Annotated in this window: 14 protein-coding genes and 1 pseudogene; 1 reads left to right on the top strand and 14 read right to left on the bottom strand. The window is 35.8% G+C overall.

Going from position 1 to position 16,324, the window contains the following annotated elements:
- Positions 1–48: 48 nt before the first annotated feature.
- From ACIQ6Z_RS06305 to sucC, 3 genes are all read right to left on the bottom strand, one after another.
- Positions 49–981: a YihY/virulence factor BrkB family protein gene (locus ACIQ6Z_RS06305; protein WP_396210075.1), complete on the bottom strand. Its 933-nt coding sequence runs from the start codon at positions 979–981 to the stop codon at positions 49–51.
- Positions 982–1,842: a carboxylating nicotinate-nucleotide diphosphorylase gene (nadC, locus tag ACIQ6Z_RS06300; RefSeq protein WP_396210074.1), complete on the bottom strand. Its 861-nt coding sequence runs from the start codon at positions 1,840–1,842 to the stop codon at positions 982–984. It abuts the gene before it with no gap.
- Positions 1,843–1,963: 121 nt separating this feature from the next.
- Positions 1,964–3,157: an ADP-forming succinate--CoA ligase subunit beta gene (sucC, locus tag ACIQ6Z_RS06295; protein WP_396210073.1), complete on the bottom strand. Its 1,194-nt coding sequence runs from the start codon at positions 3,155–3,157 to the stop codon at positions 1,964–1,966.
- Between the two features lie 235 nt (positions 3,158–3,392).
- Here sucC and lysA point away from each other — a divergent pair, with 235 nt between their 5' ends.
- Positions 3,393–4,598: a diaminopimelate decarboxylase gene (lysA, locus tag ACIQ6Z_RS06290; protein ID WP_396210072.1), complete on the top strand. Its 1,206-nt coding sequence runs from the start codon at positions 3,393–3,395 to the stop codon at positions 4,596–4,598.
- A 61-nt stretch (positions 4,599–4,659) separates the two neighbouring features.
- Here the strand turns inward: lysA and pafA are convergent, their stop codons facing one another.
- From pafA to ACIQ6Z_RS06235, 11 genes and pseudogenes are all read right to left on the bottom strand, one after another.
- Positions 4,660–6,270 (bottom strand): alkaline phosphatase PafA, encoded by a 1,611-nt coding sequence (pafA, locus tag ACIQ6Z_RS06285; RefSeq protein WP_396210071.1) that lies wholly within the window; start codon positions 6,268–6,270, stop codon positions 4,660–4,662.
- Positions 6,271–6,331: 61 nt separating this feature from the next.
- Positions 6,332–6,745, bottom strand: coding sequence for a hypothetical protein (locus ACIQ6Z_RS06280; RefSeq protein ID WP_396210070.1), 414 nt, complete (start codon positions 6,743–6,745; stop codon positions 6,332–6,334).
- Positions 6,746–6,755: 10 nt separating this feature from the next.
- Positions 6,756–7,700 (bottom strand): NAD(P)H-dependent flavin oxidoreductase, encoded by a 945-nt coding sequence (locus ACIQ6Z_RS06275; protein WP_396210069.1) that lies wholly within the window; start codon positions 7,698–7,700, stop codon positions 6,756–6,758.
- The gene (locus ACIQ6Z_RS06270) at positions 7,700–9,307 is read right to left on the bottom strand and encodes a S8 family serine peptidase (protein ID WP_396210068.1); all 1,608 of its coding nucleotides are present in this window, start codon (positions 9,305–9,307) and stop codon (positions 7,700–7,702) included. Before ACIQ6Z_RS06270 ends, ACIQ6Z_RS06275 begins: the two co-directional genes overlap by 1 nt.
- 63 nt (positions 9,308–9,370) lie before the next feature.
- A complete protein-coding gene (gene mnmA, locus ACIQ6Z_RS06265; protein WP_396210067.1) occupies positions 9,371–10,558 on the bottom strand; it encodes a tRNA 2-thiouridine(34) synthase MnmA in 1,188 nt (395 codons plus the stop codon).
- Positions 10,559–10,560: 2 nt separating this feature from the next.
- The gene (locus ACIQ6Z_RS06260; protein ID WP_396210066.1) at positions 10,561–11,319 is read right to left on the bottom strand and encodes a toxin-antitoxin system YwqK family antitoxin; all 759 of its coding nucleotides are present in this window, start codon (positions 11,317–11,319) and stop codon (positions 10,561–10,563) included.
- Positions 11,320–11,406: 87 nt separating this feature from the next.
- Positions 11,407–13,299 carry a membrane protein insertase YidC gene (yidC, locus tag ACIQ6Z_RS06255; protein ID WP_396210065.1) on the bottom strand — a complete coding sequence of 631 codons (1,893 nt, stop codon included), beginning with the start codon at positions 13,297–13,299 and terminating at the stop codon, positions 11,407–11,409.
- Between the two features lie 40 nt (positions 13,300–13,339).
- Complete coding sequence (locus ACIQ6Z_RS06250; RefSeq protein WP_396210064.1) at positions 13,340–14,953, bottom strand: CTP synthase; 1,614 nt, start codon at positions 14,951–14,953, stop codon at positions 13,340–13,342.
- A 134-nt stretch (positions 14,954–15,087) separates the two neighbouring features.
- Positions 15,088–15,318, bottom strand: coding sequence for a DUF3820 family protein (locus ACIQ6Z_RS06245; RefSeq protein ID WP_396197832.1), 231 nt, complete (start codon positions 15,316–15,318; stop codon positions 15,088–15,090).
- 82 nt (positions 15,319–15,400) lie between these two features.
- Positions 15,401–15,805, bottom strand: coding sequence for an OsmC family protein (locus ACIQ6Z_RS06240; protein WP_396210063.1), 405 nt, complete (start codon positions 15,803–15,805; stop codon positions 15,401–15,403).
- A pseudogene (locus tag ACIQ6Z_RS06235) lies at positions 15,805–16,324 on the bottom strand (hypothetical protein); the annotation flags it as partial. The pseudogene ACIQ6Z_RS06235 and the gene ACIQ6Z_RS06240, both read right to left, overlap by 1 nt.

Raw genomic sequence — 16,324 nt, 5'->3', positions numbered from 1 at the left:
ACAAGAACTAAAAAAGTAATAAATTGTTTTTTCATAATAAATAGTTTTTTAATTTTTGCTAAGATATAAATTTTTTCTTTTCAATTTTGAAATAGTTGCGTTAAGTTCAAAACCCAATAATAAGACCATACAGTTGATCCAAATGTAAAACATCAACACGAGTAAAGTTCCAATTGAACCATACAATTCGTTATATCGGGCAAATTTTTCAACATACACTCCAAAAACATAAGACGATGTAATAATTAATAGCGTAGTAAAAACCGCACCATAACTAATGAATGATATTTTATAAGTTTCTTTTGTTCCAAACTTATACAGAATAGAAGTAGTAATCAATATCATCAACACTAGAAAACCATAGCGACTCCACTCTATAAGAGCAACATCGGCTATATAGCCCCGAATATTAATTTTTTGAATCATCACCTCAGCAATGACAATGGCAGCTACTGTCACAATCAAAAGCAATGACAACAACAATGAAAGTGCCAATGCAATAAAATATTGTTTAAAAAAACCGCGGGTTATGGTGATATGTTCCGACATTTCGAAGCCTCCTAAAACGGCATTAATTCCATTAGTCATTAATAATATTGACAAAATAAAACCCGAAGAAAGTAAGCCTTGATGGCTATTATTCATAATATCATTGATGATTTGAGCAATAGCATCATAGGTATTTGGCGGAACGCCTTCGGCAACAAATTGCAAGAAATCTTTTTGAAAATTTTCTAAAGGAATGTAGGGTATTAGATTTAAAATAAATAAAGCAAAAGGAAACAAAGCCATAAAAAAACTAAAGGCTACCGCACTGGCCCTGTAAGAAAATGCCCCTTTTAATATTCCAATAACATAGAGTTCCAAAATATCATACAGTGAAAGCCCTTCTAAAGAAGTTGGTTTGATGGATTTACCAAAGGCAACCAATTGTTTCACTACAGGAATTGTTTGGAGCTTATTTTCTATTTCTTCGGACATTTATTCGATTGCTTTTAAACTTAAATCCATATTGTAGATTGAATGCGTTAAGGCGCCTGATGAGATATAATTTACCCCGCATTCGGCATAACTTCGGATTGTTTTTTCGTTAATATTTCCTGATGATTCTGTTAAACATTGATTCCCAATTAACTGAACTGCTTTCCTAGTCGTTTCATAATCAAAATTATCCAATAAAATTCGATATACGCCACCAGCATGTAGTATTTGTTGGACTTCATTTAAATCACGAGCTTCAACGATGATCTTCAAATCTTTATCATTGTCCATCAAATAGTTTTTTGTTTTTGCAATGGCCTGGGAAATCCCACCTGCAAAATCGATGTGGTTATCTTTTAGCATGATCATATCGTACAACGCAAAACGATGATTTTCTCCGCCGCCTATTTTTACAGCCCATTTTTCAATAGCCCGTATTCCAGGAGTAGTTTTTCGAGTATCCAAAACTTTTGCTTTAGTCCCCTGCAATAAGGCTGCAAAATGCTTAGTTTTAGTTGCTATAGCACTCATGCGTTGCATAGCATTCAACACCAAACGCTCGGCTTTTAATATCGATTGCGAATTGCCAGAGACCAAAAACACAATATCACCATGTTTAACAACTTCTCCATCTTCAATCAAGACTTCCACTTGTAGATTAGTATCAACGTATTTGAATATCATTTTTGCAAATTCAACTCCAGCAATAATTCCATTGCCTTTAACCAATAATTTTGCTTTTCCTTGGGCGGTATTGGGTATACAAGCCAACGAACTATGATCGCCATCGCCTACATCTTCTCGAATGGCATTGGCTATTATTAATTCCAATTCTTTTTGAAATTGTGCTGCTGAAATCATAAAAAGTAAATTGATTCGCTAAGGTAAGAAATCCTTTGTTGATATCGAAATTTCCCGTGAAAAACAAAAAACTCCCAGATTTAACTGAGAGTTTCTTCAATATATTGTATTGTGATTTTTATTATGATAATGCTGCTTTTACTTGATCAGCTGCTTCTTGGAATTGTACAGCAGATAAAATTGGCATACCCGAATTATCAATTAATTCTTTTGCAATTTCAGCATTTGTACCTTGTAAACGAACAATGATAGGCACTTTTATTTCGTCACCCATGTTTTTATATGCATCTACTACTCCTTGAGCCACACGATCACAACGAACGATACCTCCAAAAATATTAATCAAAATCGCTTTTACATTTGGATCTTTCAAAATAATTCTGAAAGCAGTTTCTACACGTTTAGCATCAGCTGTTCCACCAACATCTAAGAAATTTGCAGGTTCAAATCCTGCATATTTAATCAAATCCATAGTAGCCATTGCTAAACCAGCACCATTAACCATACAACCAACAGTTCCGTCAAGATCTACATAGTTCAACCCTACTTCTTTGGCTTCAACCTCGATAGGATTTTCCTCTTTAATATCGCGCATTTCAGCATACTTTGGTTGTCTGTATAAAGCATTATCGTCGATATTTACTTTAGCATCAACTGCTAGTATTTTATTGTCTGACGTTTTAAGTACTGGGTTAATTTCAAACATTGACGCATCTGAACCGATGTAAGCATTGTATAACGCATCAATAAATTTTACCATTTCTTTAAAGGCATTTCCAGAAAGACCTAAATTGAAAGCCACTCTTCTAGCTTGGAAACCTTGCAATCCAACAGCAGGATCAATTTCTTCTGTAAAGATTAAGTGAGGTGTATGTTCAGCCACTTCTTCAATATCCATTCCTCCTTCTGTTGAGTACATAATCATGTTACGACCCGTAGCTCTATTCAACAACACAGAAACATAAAATTCTGATGTTTCACTTTCTCCAGGATAATATACATCTTCAGCAATTAATACTTTGTGTACAGTTTTTCCTTCTGGTGGAGTTTGTGGCGTAATCAACTGCATTCCGATAATTTGTTCTGAAATTTCAGTTACTTGGTCTAAGTTTTTAGCCAATTTAACACCTCCACCTTTTCCTCTACCTCCTGCGTGAATTTGTGCTTTTACTACGTACCAACTTGTACCTGTTTCAGCTGTTAGTTGTTTTGCAGCTGCAACCGCCTCAACTGGATTGTTGGCTACAATTCCACGTTGAACGCGTACGCCATAACTTGCTAAGATTTCTTTACCTTGATATTCGTGTATGTTCATAATAATTATGCGTTTATCTTATTTTAAAAAGTGCCACAAAAATAACAAAGTAATTTTTAATTGACTAACTTTTTTCAGTTTAATTTGGGAATTTGATATACATAAAACTACTGTATCGATTAGGAATAAAATTTCAAATTGTTAAAATATAACAAAATGTTATAATTTGTTATTTATAGTTGTAAAAATTGTATTTAATAAAATTAAAAATACTTTTGCATAAAAATAAATCGTCATGAAACCAGAAATTTTACAAAAACTAGCCGCTGAATTTGGGAGTCCATTGTATGTTTACGATGCAGAAAAAATAGTTTTTCAATACAAGCGTCTACAAAATGCATTCAACAAAGTAGAACGGTTTAAAATTCACTATGCGGCTAAAGCCTTATCCAATGTTTCAGTGTTGGGTTATTTAAAAAGTTTAGGCTCTGGATTAGATACCGTTTCTTTACAAGAAGTACAACTTGGCCTACATGCTGGTTTTGATCCGCAAAATATTATATACACTCCAAATGGAGTCTCCATGGAAGAAATTGAAGAAGTATCAAAATTAGGTGTCCAAATCAATATTGACAACTTGTCAATTTTAGAGCAATTTGGAACGAAACACCCCTTTATTCCAGTTTGTATTCGAATCAATCCACATGTTATGGCGGGAGGAAATGCAAATATTTCGGTGGGACACATTGACAGTAAATTCGGAATTTCGATTCATCAACTACCGCATATTTTGCGCATTATTGAGAATACAAAAATGCATATTAACGGCATCCACATGCATACGGGATCGGATATTTTAGATGTGGAAGTATTTTTGTATGCTGCCGAAATTTTATTTGAAACCGCAAAGCATTTCCCTGCATTGGATTTTATTGATTTTGGAAGTGGGTTCAAAGTACCCTACAAAAAAGGCGATATTGAAACCAATGTGGAAGAATTTGGAAGAAAATTATCGAAACGTTTTCTAGCCTTCGAAAAAGAATACGGTCGCCCGCTAACCTTAGCTTTTGAACCTGGAAAATTCTTAGTCAGCGAAGCCGGTTATTTCTTGGTAAAAGTAAATGTGGTCAAACAAACTACTTCTACCGTTTTTGCCGGAATTGATTCGGGATTCAATCATTTGATTCGTCCGATGTTGTATGGTGCGCAACATCATATTGAGAACATTTCCAACCCTAAAGGGAAAGAACGCTATTACTCGGTAGTTGGTTACATCTGTGAAACCGACACATTTGCAAGTAACCGAAGAATTTCCGAAATCCATGAAGGTGATATTCTATGCTTTAGAAATGCGGGTGCGTATTGCTTTTCAATGGCTTCAAATTACAACTCGCGATTAAAACCAGCTGAAGTATTATGGAAAGATGGAAAAGGTCACTTAATTAGAGAACGCGAAACATTTGATGATATTTTAAAAAATCAAGTGATGATTGAAGTGTAATACGAATGGAACGGATTGGCACAAATAAGAAAGCATCATATTTTAGTTTGATGCTTTCTTATTATTTGTTTAAAACCTCCAACAACACCTTACCATCTGAACTGTTGGGCATGGTAATTTGCAATAATTGCGTTACGGTTGGAGCTATTTGAGTAATTTCTTTTCGATCGTGGGTCTGTCCTTTTTGTATGTTCCAGCCAAAGAAAATCAACGGAACATGTGTGTCATAAGCATAAGGCGAACCATGAGTGGTTCCGGTGGCAGAGTATTCTACATAACCCGGTTTGAAAGTCACCACTAATTCTCCATTTTGAACAGGATCATATCCCTTTGTAACAAAATTTAAATAAAAATCATTAGCGTTAGCATTTGCTACTTCCTCTTCGGTATAAACCCTTTTGATAAACGCTTGCTTTTGCAAATAATCCTTAAAACTTTGTTTTACTTCTTGCACATTTAAGCCTTTGGATTTGATTTTCGTTTTATCCAAAAACACATTGTAATTGGAATAATTTAACAGCACATCTTCACCATATGTTTTCTCCGAAAAATCTTTCAAGTCTTTTTGGATGTTCTTGTAATTGATGTTGTCGACCTTGTATTTATTATCTTTCAAATACGTAACATTTTCGGCACCGGCGTGATCTGCAGTTAAGAAAACCAAGTAATTCCCTTTCCCTACAGTTTTATCGAGGTACAATAAAAAATCGGCAATGGTTTCATCCAAACGCAAATACGTGTCTTGCAATTCAATGGAACGCGGCCCTAGAACGTGTCCAACATAATCCGTTGAGGAGAAACTGATGGCTAAGAAATCCGTAGTACTGTCTTTACCTAAGTTTTCATTTTCAATAGCTTTTTTGGCGAAATCGGCTAACAAATTATTTCCAAAAGGAGTCGAACGCAATATTCCGGCATCGTTTGCCTCATACATGTCTTGTAAATTATAAGGCATAAACGGTGCTTTTTTGAATAACTTTCCTTCGTAGGGGTTGTTATCTGTTAAACTTTCGTTATAAACTTCTTTGGGTTTCAGTAAATCCCAACCTTTGGTAACGTATTTCAAATAATTCTTTTCGGCATTGAATTGCGTGGCCCAATCGGGAAGCTTTTCTCCATAATAAGTACTCGAAATAAAGGCTCCCGTTTTGCTGTACCAAAAAGCCCAATCGCCAAAATGACCCGCAGGTAAAATAGCACCACGATCTTTGATACTGATTCCGATGACTTTACCTTTAAAATTAGTAGATAACTTCAATTCATCGGTCATGGTAGAACTTTGTAAATTTCGAGGCGACATTTTTCCTTCGTTAACCGAATCATCCCCGATAGTTGAAACGTTTTCGTCATCGGTGCAATACACTTCTTTTCCCGTAGCTTTATTGAACCATTCATTTCCTACAATGCCATGAGTAGAAGGTGTCGCTCCGGTATACACTGTAGCATGACCAGGTGCAGTATACGTGGGCATATAATTATAATGTGTATTATGAAACGTATAACCTTGGTTCATCAATCGCTTAAAACCATTTTCCGAAAAATCGCTTGAAAAACGATAGAGGTATTCCATTTTCATTTGATCCACCACAATTCCGATCACTAATTTGGGTTTTTCTTGTGCAAAATTGGTTGATGCAATTAACAATACAAGTAGATATAAGACTTTTTTCATTGGTATTTTTTTTTTCAAAGTTTTAGTTGAGAGGTTGTATAACTTTCGTTACAACATTCGCTTAGTTGGTGACTTCTTCTACAATATCATAACAAAAAACAAAATCCTTAAAATAGACGTACAATTGAGGTTTATTTCCTAAATCTACTCGGGTAAAAAAAGATAATTTAACGGAAGTACCCAATTGATTTTTACATAAATACGAATTAATCTCGTCGGTTTTAGTGATTTCTTTGTCTAAATATTCCACTATGGTATAGTGTTGAATTTCACGTGAATAAATTACGATTTTATTTTTATCGTAATCAAGGGTCACAAACAAGGCTGTCGCTTCTGGTTTTGACCATTTGCCCCAATTGCCTTTAGCATCTTTTTCTAAAACAGTTAAGGCAGTGGTTTTAAAGCGAAATTGCTGCGCATAACTCGCAAATGAAACTATGAATAGAAAAAAAAGCAGGTATTTAATTGATTTCATGATTGTAGTATTAAAAGTCAAAGGTAGAAAGCTCCCCTCTAGCAATGGTAAATTCGCTCATGATATTATCAACAATAGTTTCAACAGGCAAAATATCATGAATTAAACCCGCAATTTGACCAATTTCTAATTCCCCTTCGACCAAATCCCCTTCAAACATGCCTCGTTTAGCTCTTCGTTTACCTAACAAGGTTTCGAGCGCTTCTTTTGAAGGACAATTAGCATATAAATCTTGCACATCCTGGTAAAATTTATTCTTGATCAATCGCACAGGAGCTAATTCTTTTAAAGTGAGTTGGGTATCCCCCTCGCCAGTTGCAACTATGGTTTTTTTAAAGGCATCGTGTGCCGAACTTTCAGTTGAGGCCGCAAATCGGCTACCCATTTGTACGCCGTCGGCACCTAATATCATGGCCGCCAGCATTCCTCTACCGGTGGCAATTCCTCCTGCAGCAATTAGTGGAATAGCAATTTGTTCGCGCACCATTGGAATCAAGGTTAAGGTAGTTGTTTCCTCTCTTCCGTTATGTCCTCCAGCTTCAAATCCTTCCGCAACAATAGCATCTACACCAGCCTCTTGCGCTTTTAAGGCAAATTTTGAACTGCTAACTACATGAACTACAGTGATACCGTTTTCTTTTAAAAATGGTGTCCATGCTTTTGGATTTCCGGCCGAAGTAAAAACAATTTTTACACCTTCCTCTTTGATAATTTGCATAATCTCTTCAATATTGGGATATAACATTGGAACATTGACACCAAAGGGTTTGTCGGTAGCTTTTTTACATTTTTGAATGTGCTCGCGCAATACTTCTGGATACATAGAACCCGCACCAATGAGTCCTAGACCACCAGCATTGCTTACAGCACTAGCTAATTTATAACCGCTGTTCCAAATCATTCCACCTTGAATAATTGGATATTGTATGTTGAAGAGTTGTGTAATTTTATTCATTATTCTTTAATTATTTTACCAGTATAGGATTTGTTAAATGTGAGCAATTCATAAAAATAAATTCCAGGAGATAAATGGGCTACATTTAGAGATTCAAAATCGGAAGTCAATAGTTGATCACAAACTATTTGACCTAAATTATTATACATATATAGTCTTGCATTTGGCGTACTTAAAGGTAAATCAACCTTTAGTTCATTACGCATCGGATTGGGATAAATTGCATACTCATCGTTTTGATTACTTTCTAAGAGAAAAGCATTGGTTAACGCCAATTGAAAATCGGGAATACCATATCCGTATAGATTTGAGGGAGAAGAAAATCGATTAGAAGCTTGTTTAACCAATTGGACAATTTGTGCTGCAGAAAGATTAGGTACAGCAGACCAAAAACTGGCAACCAATCCTGCCATAATGGGTGCGGAAAAGGAAGTACCATTTGCCGTAACTACAGCGCCACCAATATTAGCTACCACGGCAGCCTGACCTTGGGCCATGATATCGGGTTTCACACGTCCGTCAAATGCGGGTCCGATCGAACTAAAAGGCGCATACATTTCATCACTTCCAACAGCGCCAACCGCTAACACGTGAGTGGCTTCGGCAGGAACACCTATATAAGGATTTGACGTAGCTCCCGAGTTTCCGGCACTCGCAATGACAACCATCCCCTTTAAAAATGCAATGTTTGCTCCTCGGGAAGCGAAGGCAAAATTACCTGTCATTTGATTGTAGGTGTGACTATAACTCGGATTATCATAGGTAAAATATCCTAATGAAGACGTAATGATATCAGCACCTAATCGATCGGCTTCTTCAGCAGCTTCCACCCAATAACTTTCCTCCACAGGATTTTCGGCTGCTACATCTTCCGTAATGAATAAATAATATTGAGCATCGGGAGCTGTTCCTACTAATTGCCCATCAACATATCCTCCCATGCACGATAACACCATGGTTCCGTGATTGTGAAGCGCATATATATTTGTGTTTTGACTCACATAATTATACCCGCCTAATATTAAATTATTTGTAACTAATCGTTGAAAAGGCGAAGCCACATTTACATTTTGAAATCCTGAATCCAAAACCGCTATGATCTTACCAGAACCGGTAAAATTTTGTTGGTGTAATACATGACCATTTAGCATTTGAATTTGATTGGCAGAAGTACCATAATTAAAGGTTACGTTTACATCCAATTGTTTTTGTACGGGTGAGATAGAAACTGGCGCATTTGAATACCTTCCGTTCAAAGAATGATTAGCAAAACGAATGGAACTCACAAAGGTTAAGTTGGCTAACGCATGAATATTGGTTTGAGTACCTCTAACATGAAGTGCATTTAACCATTTAGATTTGGCCATAACCGTTATACCCGTTGAAGCCATCACTTGGTCAACATAGGCTTGTGCTATAGGTACATCTAAAAGATCCAATGAAATTCCTTGAACGGCTCGCCTATCCAATGACCTTTGTGTTAACATGGTTAAAGGATTGGCTAAATAAGTCGCTGCATTTGGCTTATTAGTAAAAAACACCCAGGCATCCTCTTGAGAATAACATAAGTTAGCAATCAATAGAACTAATAGGAGTCGTTTTTTCATAGACTTAGATTCTGTTAATCAAAAGTATAAATTTTTAAATAAAGTAGCATACCATTAAAATGCTTAGGCTATTACACCACTACCTATAACTTCATCTTCTTCTTGCCATGCTACAAACTGCCCTTCGGTTATTGCTGACTGTGGATTTTCAAATATGACATACATCCCCGATTTGTATTGATATAAGGTTGCTTTTTGTAAAGGTTGTCGGTATCGAATTCTAGCCATTACCTCGCGCTTTTCTCCTGGTTTCAGCGCCAAATCTTCTCGAATCCAATGCACTTCCTCATTAGAAATGAACAAAGCTTTTTTAAACAACCCTGGATGTTGATTTCCTTGACCAGTATATATTATGTTGCGTTCCACATCAGTTTCAATAATAAACAAAGGTTCTTTTGTTCCACCTACATTCAATCCCTTACGTTGGCCTTTCGTAAAATAATGCGCCCCTTGATGTTTACCAACCACTTTCCCAGGGACTTTTAAATAATTGATGCGTTGCGCTTCATGGGTAAAAGCCGCTTCTTCTGTACTGAAAATTGGCTTTTCAACTGTATATATAGCAGCATCTTCAGGAATTTCAACAATGATGCCTTCTTTAGGTTGTAATTTTTGTTGTAAAAATTCGGGTAAGCGAACTTTACCAATAAAACACAAGCCTTGTGAGTCTTTCTTTTCGGCAGTAATTAAATCTAATTTAGCAGCTAATTCGCGCACTTCTGGCTTGGTCAATTCGCCTATTGGGAACAATGCTTTTGCCAATTGTTCTTGAGACAATTGACATAAAAAATAGGATTGGTCTTTATTTGTATCTTTTCCTGCTAACAACTGAAAAATTTCTTGTCCCTCTTTTTCAATGCTTCCTTTTCTGCAATAATGACCTGTAGCTACATAATCGGCACCTAAGGAAAGGGCAATTTTCATAAAAACATCAAATTTGATTTCGCGATTACACAACACATCTGGATTGGGCGTTCTACCTCTTTCATATTCACCGAACATGTAATCCACAATTTTTTCTTTGTATTGTTCTGATAAATCAACCGTTTGAAAAGGAATTCCCAATTTCTCAGCCACCAATAAAGCATCGTTGCTGTCTTCCAACCACGGACACTCGTTTGAAATGGTAACCGAATCATCGTGCCAATTTTTCATAAAAAGACCAATGACTTCATAGCCTTGCTCTTTTAATAAATAAGCCGCAACACTCGAATCTACTCCACCGGAAAGTCCAACTACAACTCTCTTCATACTTATTTACCTTTCTGTTGTTCTTCTTTGAATTGCGCTTCTGTTTTAGAAACTTGCTCTAGATTTCGTTGTTCATATTTGATCAATTCTTTACTAAATTGAGCTGCTTTAACTTCTTTAATTACCTTATTTTGTTCAAAAAACTTCCAAAGTCCCACACGCTTTCCATTGGCATAATTTCCTTCATACATTTTATTTCCATTGCCATCATAATAAGATGCCAAACCTTGGTACTGACCGTTTTTATAGCTATGTGAATCGAGGGGTTTACCGTTTTCTGCAAATGTTTTGGCTGTACCATTTTTAATTCCTAGGGAATAATTGGTCTCTTCGGCTAACATACTATTGTTATAGAATATTTTTTTAGTACCATCGAGCTTACCATTTTTATACGACTCAATAGTCATTATTGTTTTTGATTCTAAATGATAATATTTCCATGTGCCGTTTGGAATTTTATTCTGTAATTTACCTTCGCTGACTTTATTGCCTTTTTGATCATAAAATATGGCATAACAAGAACCGTCGCCTACAGAAAAATCGCGAGTAGCAATAATTGCACCTGCTTTTGTATCATCAAAATATTTAAAAACGCCTGTCTCTTTACCGTGATTGAAAACACCCTCGTAGCGCGGACGATTGGTTTCTTTGTGCGTTCCTTTCCACAATCCATGACGGTTGCCTTTTGCATCAAATTGGTTGATGTTGTCTTGCGCATATAAGGAAAATGAAAGTAAAAACAAGAGGATGACGTTTTTCATTGTAGTTCTAATTTTTTGTAAAGTTATCAAAAATTTTGACAAAAAAACCCTGACTTTGCAGACAGGGTTTTTGCTTATTTTGAAAAATTATTTTTTCTTTTGTGCGGCTTTTTGAGCTTCTGCTTGCTCCATCAATTCGCGCATTTTTTTCTGAAATTTACTTTCTTTTTTCTCTTTCGTCTTATTCTCTTGTATTTGAGCGTGAATTTTATCTTCTTTCACTATGTAGTTTTTAATAACTAACATGATTCCGATGGTAATTGAATTGGAAACAAAATAGTACAAACTCAATCCAGACGCATAATTATTGAAGAAAAACAACATCATAATAGGCGAAACATAAATCATGATTTTCATGATTTTACCCATATCAGGCATACCTTCTTGCGTTGGCTGACTCATAACTTGGTCACCCGTTGTCATTTTCATATAGAAGAAAATTGCAATCGACGCTAAAATAGGAAACAAACTCACATGACTTCCATAAAATGGAATATGAAATGGCAATTGGTAAATACTGTCATAAGACGATAAATCATCGGCCCATAAGAACGATTTTTGTCTTAAATCGAACATCGATGGGAAAAACTGAAATAAGGCATAAAAAATAGGCATTTGCAATAATGCTGGTAAACATCCGGCCATCGGGTTCACGCCTGCCTTCGAATACAACTTCATCGTTTCCTGCTGCTTTTTCATTGGGTTGTCCTTGAATTTTTCGTTCAATTCAGCGATTTCAGGACGCAATACTTTCATCTTCGCTTGGGACAAATACGATTTGTAGGTTACTGGTGACATCACAATACGCACCAAAACAGTAAATAATATAATCGCAATACCAAAACTAATACCTAATCCCGAAATCATTCCAAATACTGGAATAAAGATGTATCGGTTGATCCATCCAAAGATGCCCCAACCCAGAGGCATGATTTCGTCTAGATTTCTATCATAATCGTTTAATATGGTATAATCTGAAGGACCATAATACCAATTCATGTTGTAATTCAAAGCACCGTTTTTAAATGATAAAGGAATTTGAGCGGTAAAGTTTTTCGTAAATATGGTATCTTTTTCTTCGTCTTCTACTAAATTATCTGATTTAAATTTAGCTGTTTTAAACTTTGTATCAGTTAATAATATTGAAGTAAATAAATGTTGTTTAAAAGCAATATAACTAACATCCACAGCCTCGTCTTCAGAATCACTAGCTGCATTTAAATAGTCGTCTTTACCATCTTCATATTCAAATATTAATTCGGTATAACGATTTTCATAACTAATACTCTTTTCATTACGATAAGACTTTAATTGCCATTCAAGATCTAAAGGTTTAGAAGTATTGACTACTTTTTCTAATCCTTGTGAACGAATGCCAAAATCCAACATATATTCATTAGGTTTCAATACATAACGGTATTCTAAAAACTGATCGGGTCCTGCCTTTAATTGTAGCGTTAAAACTTGATTTCGACCTTCAGTTGTTAGCTTAGGTTCAAAAAACATGTCTTTTGTATGCAACGTTCTATTGTCAGCCGTTTGTAATGTTATATCTAAAGATGCATTTTTATCTTTAATTATTTGAACGGCTTTTTTAGAGTTTTTCTCAAATTGTTCAAATCCTAAAACAGTTGCGTCAACGATATAACCACCTTTATTGGAGATTTTAAGCGATAAAACTTCATTTTTAATTTCGGTTACCGCATCAGTTGCTGATGGAAGTGTAGCCGAATAACCAAACGAACCCAACTGCGCTTGTGCTGCAGCTGTTTGCGTAGAATCTGCTGGAGCTACAATTGTTGTAGCTGTTACCGTCTTAGCTGATTTAGCTTCTTTGGCTTGTTTTTCAACCAGCTCCTTTTTTTCTTTTGCCTTTAATTCTTCTGCTGTTGGCGTGTTAGCATATAACATCCATAACAATATTCCAGAGATCAATACAAATCCGATAATCGAATTTAGGTCTAATTTTTTTTCTTCCATCTACTTATTAGTATTCCGTGTTCCGTATTAAGTGAACCGATTATTTATTTTTATGTTGTACAGCTGCTGCGACAAAACTCACGAAAAGTGGGTGCGGATTAGCAACGGTACTTTTATATTCTGGGTGGTATTGAACACCGATAAAGAAAGGATGTGTAGGAATTTCAACAATTTCTACCAACTTCGTATCTGGATTTACTCCCGAAGCTACCAATCCTGATTTTTCTAACTCGTTTAAATACGCTCCATTGAATTCATAACGGTGACGGTGGCGCTCCATAATCTCTGTTTTACCATAGATTTTTTGTGCCAAAGTGTTTGCTGCGATGCTGCATTTCCATGCCCCTAAGCGCATCGTTCCGCCTTTGTTTTCAATATTTTTTTGCTCTTCCATTAAATTAATTACTGGATGAGCTGTGTTTTCATTCATTTCAGTTGAATTGGCATCAGCATATCCTAAAACATTACGCGAATATTCAATTACTGCCATTTGCATGCCCAAACAAATTCCAAAAAACGGAATATTATTTTCTCTTGCGTAACGAACCGTATCAATTTTACCTTCAATTCCACGACCGCCAAAACCTGGTGCCACCAAAATACCATCTAAATCTTTCAACTGACTGGCAGCAGAACTGGCATCCAAATGTTCGGAATGAATTGAAATCACATTTACTTTGGTTTCATTGGCTGCTCCCGCATGGATAAACGCTTCTAAAATTGATTTATAGGAATCTTGTAATTCTACATATTTTCCTACTAAACCTATATTTACGGTGTTTTTTGGATTTTTCAATCGGAATAAAAACTCATTCCAATTGTTTAAATCGGGGGTGTTTTTTTCGGGTAAATCTAATTTTTTTAACGCCACGCGGTCCAATCCTTCTTCCAACATTAAATTGGGAACTTCATAAATCGTTGATGCATCAATAGACTGTATAACCGCTTCTTTTTTTACATTGCAAAACAACGCCAATTTCTGACGTAAATCTTGCGAAATTTCATGTTCGGTTCTGCACACTAAGATATCGGCTTTAATACCGCTTTCCATTAAGGTTTTTACCGAATGTTGTGTGGGTTTTGTTTTCAATTCTCCGGCAGCAGCCAAATAAGGCACTAAGGTCAAATGAATTACAATTCCGTTATTTTCTCCCAGTTCCCAAATCAATTGACGCACCGATTCGATGTAAGGCAATGACTCAATATCACCAACTGTTCCACCTATCTCCGTAATCACAATATCATAATCACCCGATTTTCCGAGCAACTGCATACGTTCTTTGATTTCGTTGGTAATATGAGGTACCACTTGAACTGTTTTTCCTAAAAATTCACCTCTACGCTCCTTCTCAATAACGGAAAGATATACTCTTCCTGTCGTTACATTATTGGCTTGAGAAGTTGGAACATTTAAAAAACGCTCGTAATGTCCTAAGTCCAAATCCGTTTCTGCTCCGTCATCTGTAACATAACATTCCCCATGTTCATAAGGATTCAAAGTTCCTGGATCTACATTAATATAGGGGTCAAACTTTTGAATGGTCGTTCGGTATCCTCTGGCTTGCAATAATTTGGCTAACGAAGCTGCGATGATTCCTTTCCCTAAAGAAGAAGTCACACCCCCGGTAACAAAAATATACTTAGTTTGGCTCATTGTGTTGTTGTTGTTTCTTTAGATCCGCTAAAGTTGTATGTTGTAATAAATAATAATAACGCGCAAAGATAATATTAATTCGTCAATGTGCCAATTAGTCGATGGATCAATTTTGCAATTAAGTTACAAACAACTTATTTTTGTTTTGGAAAGTTTCTACGGATGTTTCGCACCAATTCTTCTAGTCCGTTTAATTTGAGTTCGTGGACCAATTTTAATTGTTCGCCCAATTGTCCTTTTGGAAAACCTTTATTGGCATACCAAACCACATAATATTCAGGAAGGTCTATCAAATGATACCCTTCATATTTACCAAAAGGCATTTTTGTATGCGCGAGTTTGATGAGGAGTTCTTGGTTGGTCATTTTTTTTGAGGATAAAAAAAGAGAAATGAAGAAAGACTATAAAACTGTCTCTATTCTTTTAACTTTCATCATTGTGCTTTTCTTACTTCCAATTAAAAACAATTTCTTTTTTTATCTCCGGATGCAAGCTATAAAAAACCGGGCAAGTCATGGCCGTTCTTTGTAAGATGGTTTTTGTTTTTTCGTCGGGATGAATAGTGAAATTAAAAGTGACGTGAATTTCTGTAATTCTTCTTGGTTCGGTTCCCATAATTTTGGTTACTTCTGCCGTAGAACCCGAAAAATCGATAGCCAAATCACGTGCTTTGATTCCCATAACGGTAAACATGCAACTTGCCAATCCATTGGCTACGGTATCGGTTGGAGAAAAAGCCTCCCCTTTTCCGTTGTTGTCAAGTGGTGCATCAGATAGGATCTCTGAATCCGATTGCAAATGGATTGATGAGGTGCGTAAATCACCTAAATAGGTTACTTTAGAAGTGGCCATTATTGAACTTGTTTTATGGTTAAATCGGTATCGTAATACAGTAAATAACAGCCATTATTGGTATTGGCGCCATTTGTATTACCATAATCGAAACTATTCTCAACATAGGCTGTTTTGTATTTTGAAGCAGAAGCTGCAAAACCGTCTTCTTGACACATTCGTAAAATCGTATCAAAGGTGCAATCAAATCCTTTAATCGCTACACTATTTGGAGCAATATTATTGATTTTTTTATACTCCGCCGCAAAAAGAAATTCTTCAGGAGTCTCCATAATTTTACTAGAAGTAGGATAAATCATTTTTAAAGTCGTTAGATTTTTAATCGGTATCTCATCAAAATTTAACGCATCGTATACTTCGTAAACCGCCAATTGAATTTCATATTCTTTTTGCAATCCTTTCAACAGATTCGTAATACTAAGAATCGTACTTGCTTTTTCTATTTCTAACACTACAAAATTGGTTTTTCCTTTGACCAATTGCGATTTGAATTGCGCCACATCAAGAGCTCCTTTATCG

It is taken from the genome of Flavobacterium sp., from assembly GCF_044376915.1.
GTDB lineage: Bacteria > Bacteroidota > Bacteroidia > Flavobacteriales > Flavobacteriaceae > Flavobacterium.
Note: the sequence above shows the minus strand (reverse complement) of the source record. Positions and strands in the feature narration are given on the sequence as shown.

What these genes read in the sequence shown, in the direction of transcription:
- lysA (WP_396210072.1), top strand. Translation starts at nt 3,393, where the DNA reads ATGAAACCAGAAATTTTACAAAAACTAGCCGCTGAATTTGGGAGTCCA.
- ACIQ6Z_RS06260 (WP_396210066.1), bottom strand. Translation starts at nt 11,319, where the DNA reads ATGAAAAACGTCATCCTCTTGTTTTTACTTTCATTTTCCTTATATGCG.
- ACIQ6Z_RS06275 (WP_396210069.1), bottom strand. Translation starts at nt 7,700, where the DNA reads ATGAATAAAATTACACAACTCTTCAACATACAATATCCAATTATTCAA.
- ACIQ6Z_RS06250 (WP_396210064.1), bottom strand. Translation starts at nt 14,953, where the DNA reads ATGAGCCAAACTAAGTATATTTTTGTTACCGGGGGTGTGACTTCTTCT.
- pafA (WP_396210071.1), bottom strand. Translation starts at nt 6,270, where the DNA reads ATGAAAAAAGTCTTATATCTACTTGTATTGTTAATTGCATCAACCAAT.
- nadC (WP_396210074.1), bottom strand. Translation starts at nt 1,842, where the DNA reads ATGATTTCAGCAGCACAATTTCAAAAAGAATTGGAATTAATAATAGCC.
- ACIQ6Z_RS06245 (WP_396197832.1), bottom strand. Translation starts at nt 15,318, where the DNA reads ATGACCAACCAAGAACTCCTCATCAAACTCGCGCATACAAAAATGCCT.
- ACIQ6Z_RS06270 (WP_396210068.1), bottom strand. Translation starts at nt 9,307, where the DNA reads ATGAAAAAACGACTCCTATTAGTTCTATTGATTGCTAACTTATGTTAT.
- ACIQ6Z_RS06305 (WP_396210075.1), bottom strand. Translation starts at nt 981, where the DNA reads ATGTCCGAAGAAATAGAAAATAAGCTCCAAACAATTCCTGTAGTGAAA.
- yidC (WP_396210065.1), bottom strand. Translation starts at nt 13,299, where the DNA reads ATGGAAGAAAAAAAATTAGACCTAAATTCGATTATCGGATTTGTATTG.
- ACIQ6Z_RS06240 (WP_396210063.1), bottom strand. Translation starts at nt 15,805, where the DNA reads ATGGCCACTTCTAAAGTAACCTATTTAGGTGATTTACGCACCTCATCA.
- ACIQ6Z_RS06280 (WP_396210070.1), bottom strand. Translation starts at nt 6,745, where the DNA reads ATGAAATCAATTAAATACCTGCTTTTTTTTCTATTCATAGTTTCATTT.
- sucC (WP_396210073.1), bottom strand. Translation starts at nt 3,157, where the DNA reads ATGAACATACACGAATATCAAGGTAAAGAAATCTTAGCAAGTTATGGC.
- mnmA (WP_396210067.1), bottom strand. Translation starts at nt 10,558, where the DNA reads ATGAAGAGAGTTGTAGTTGGACTTTCCGGTGGAGTAGATTCGAGTGTT.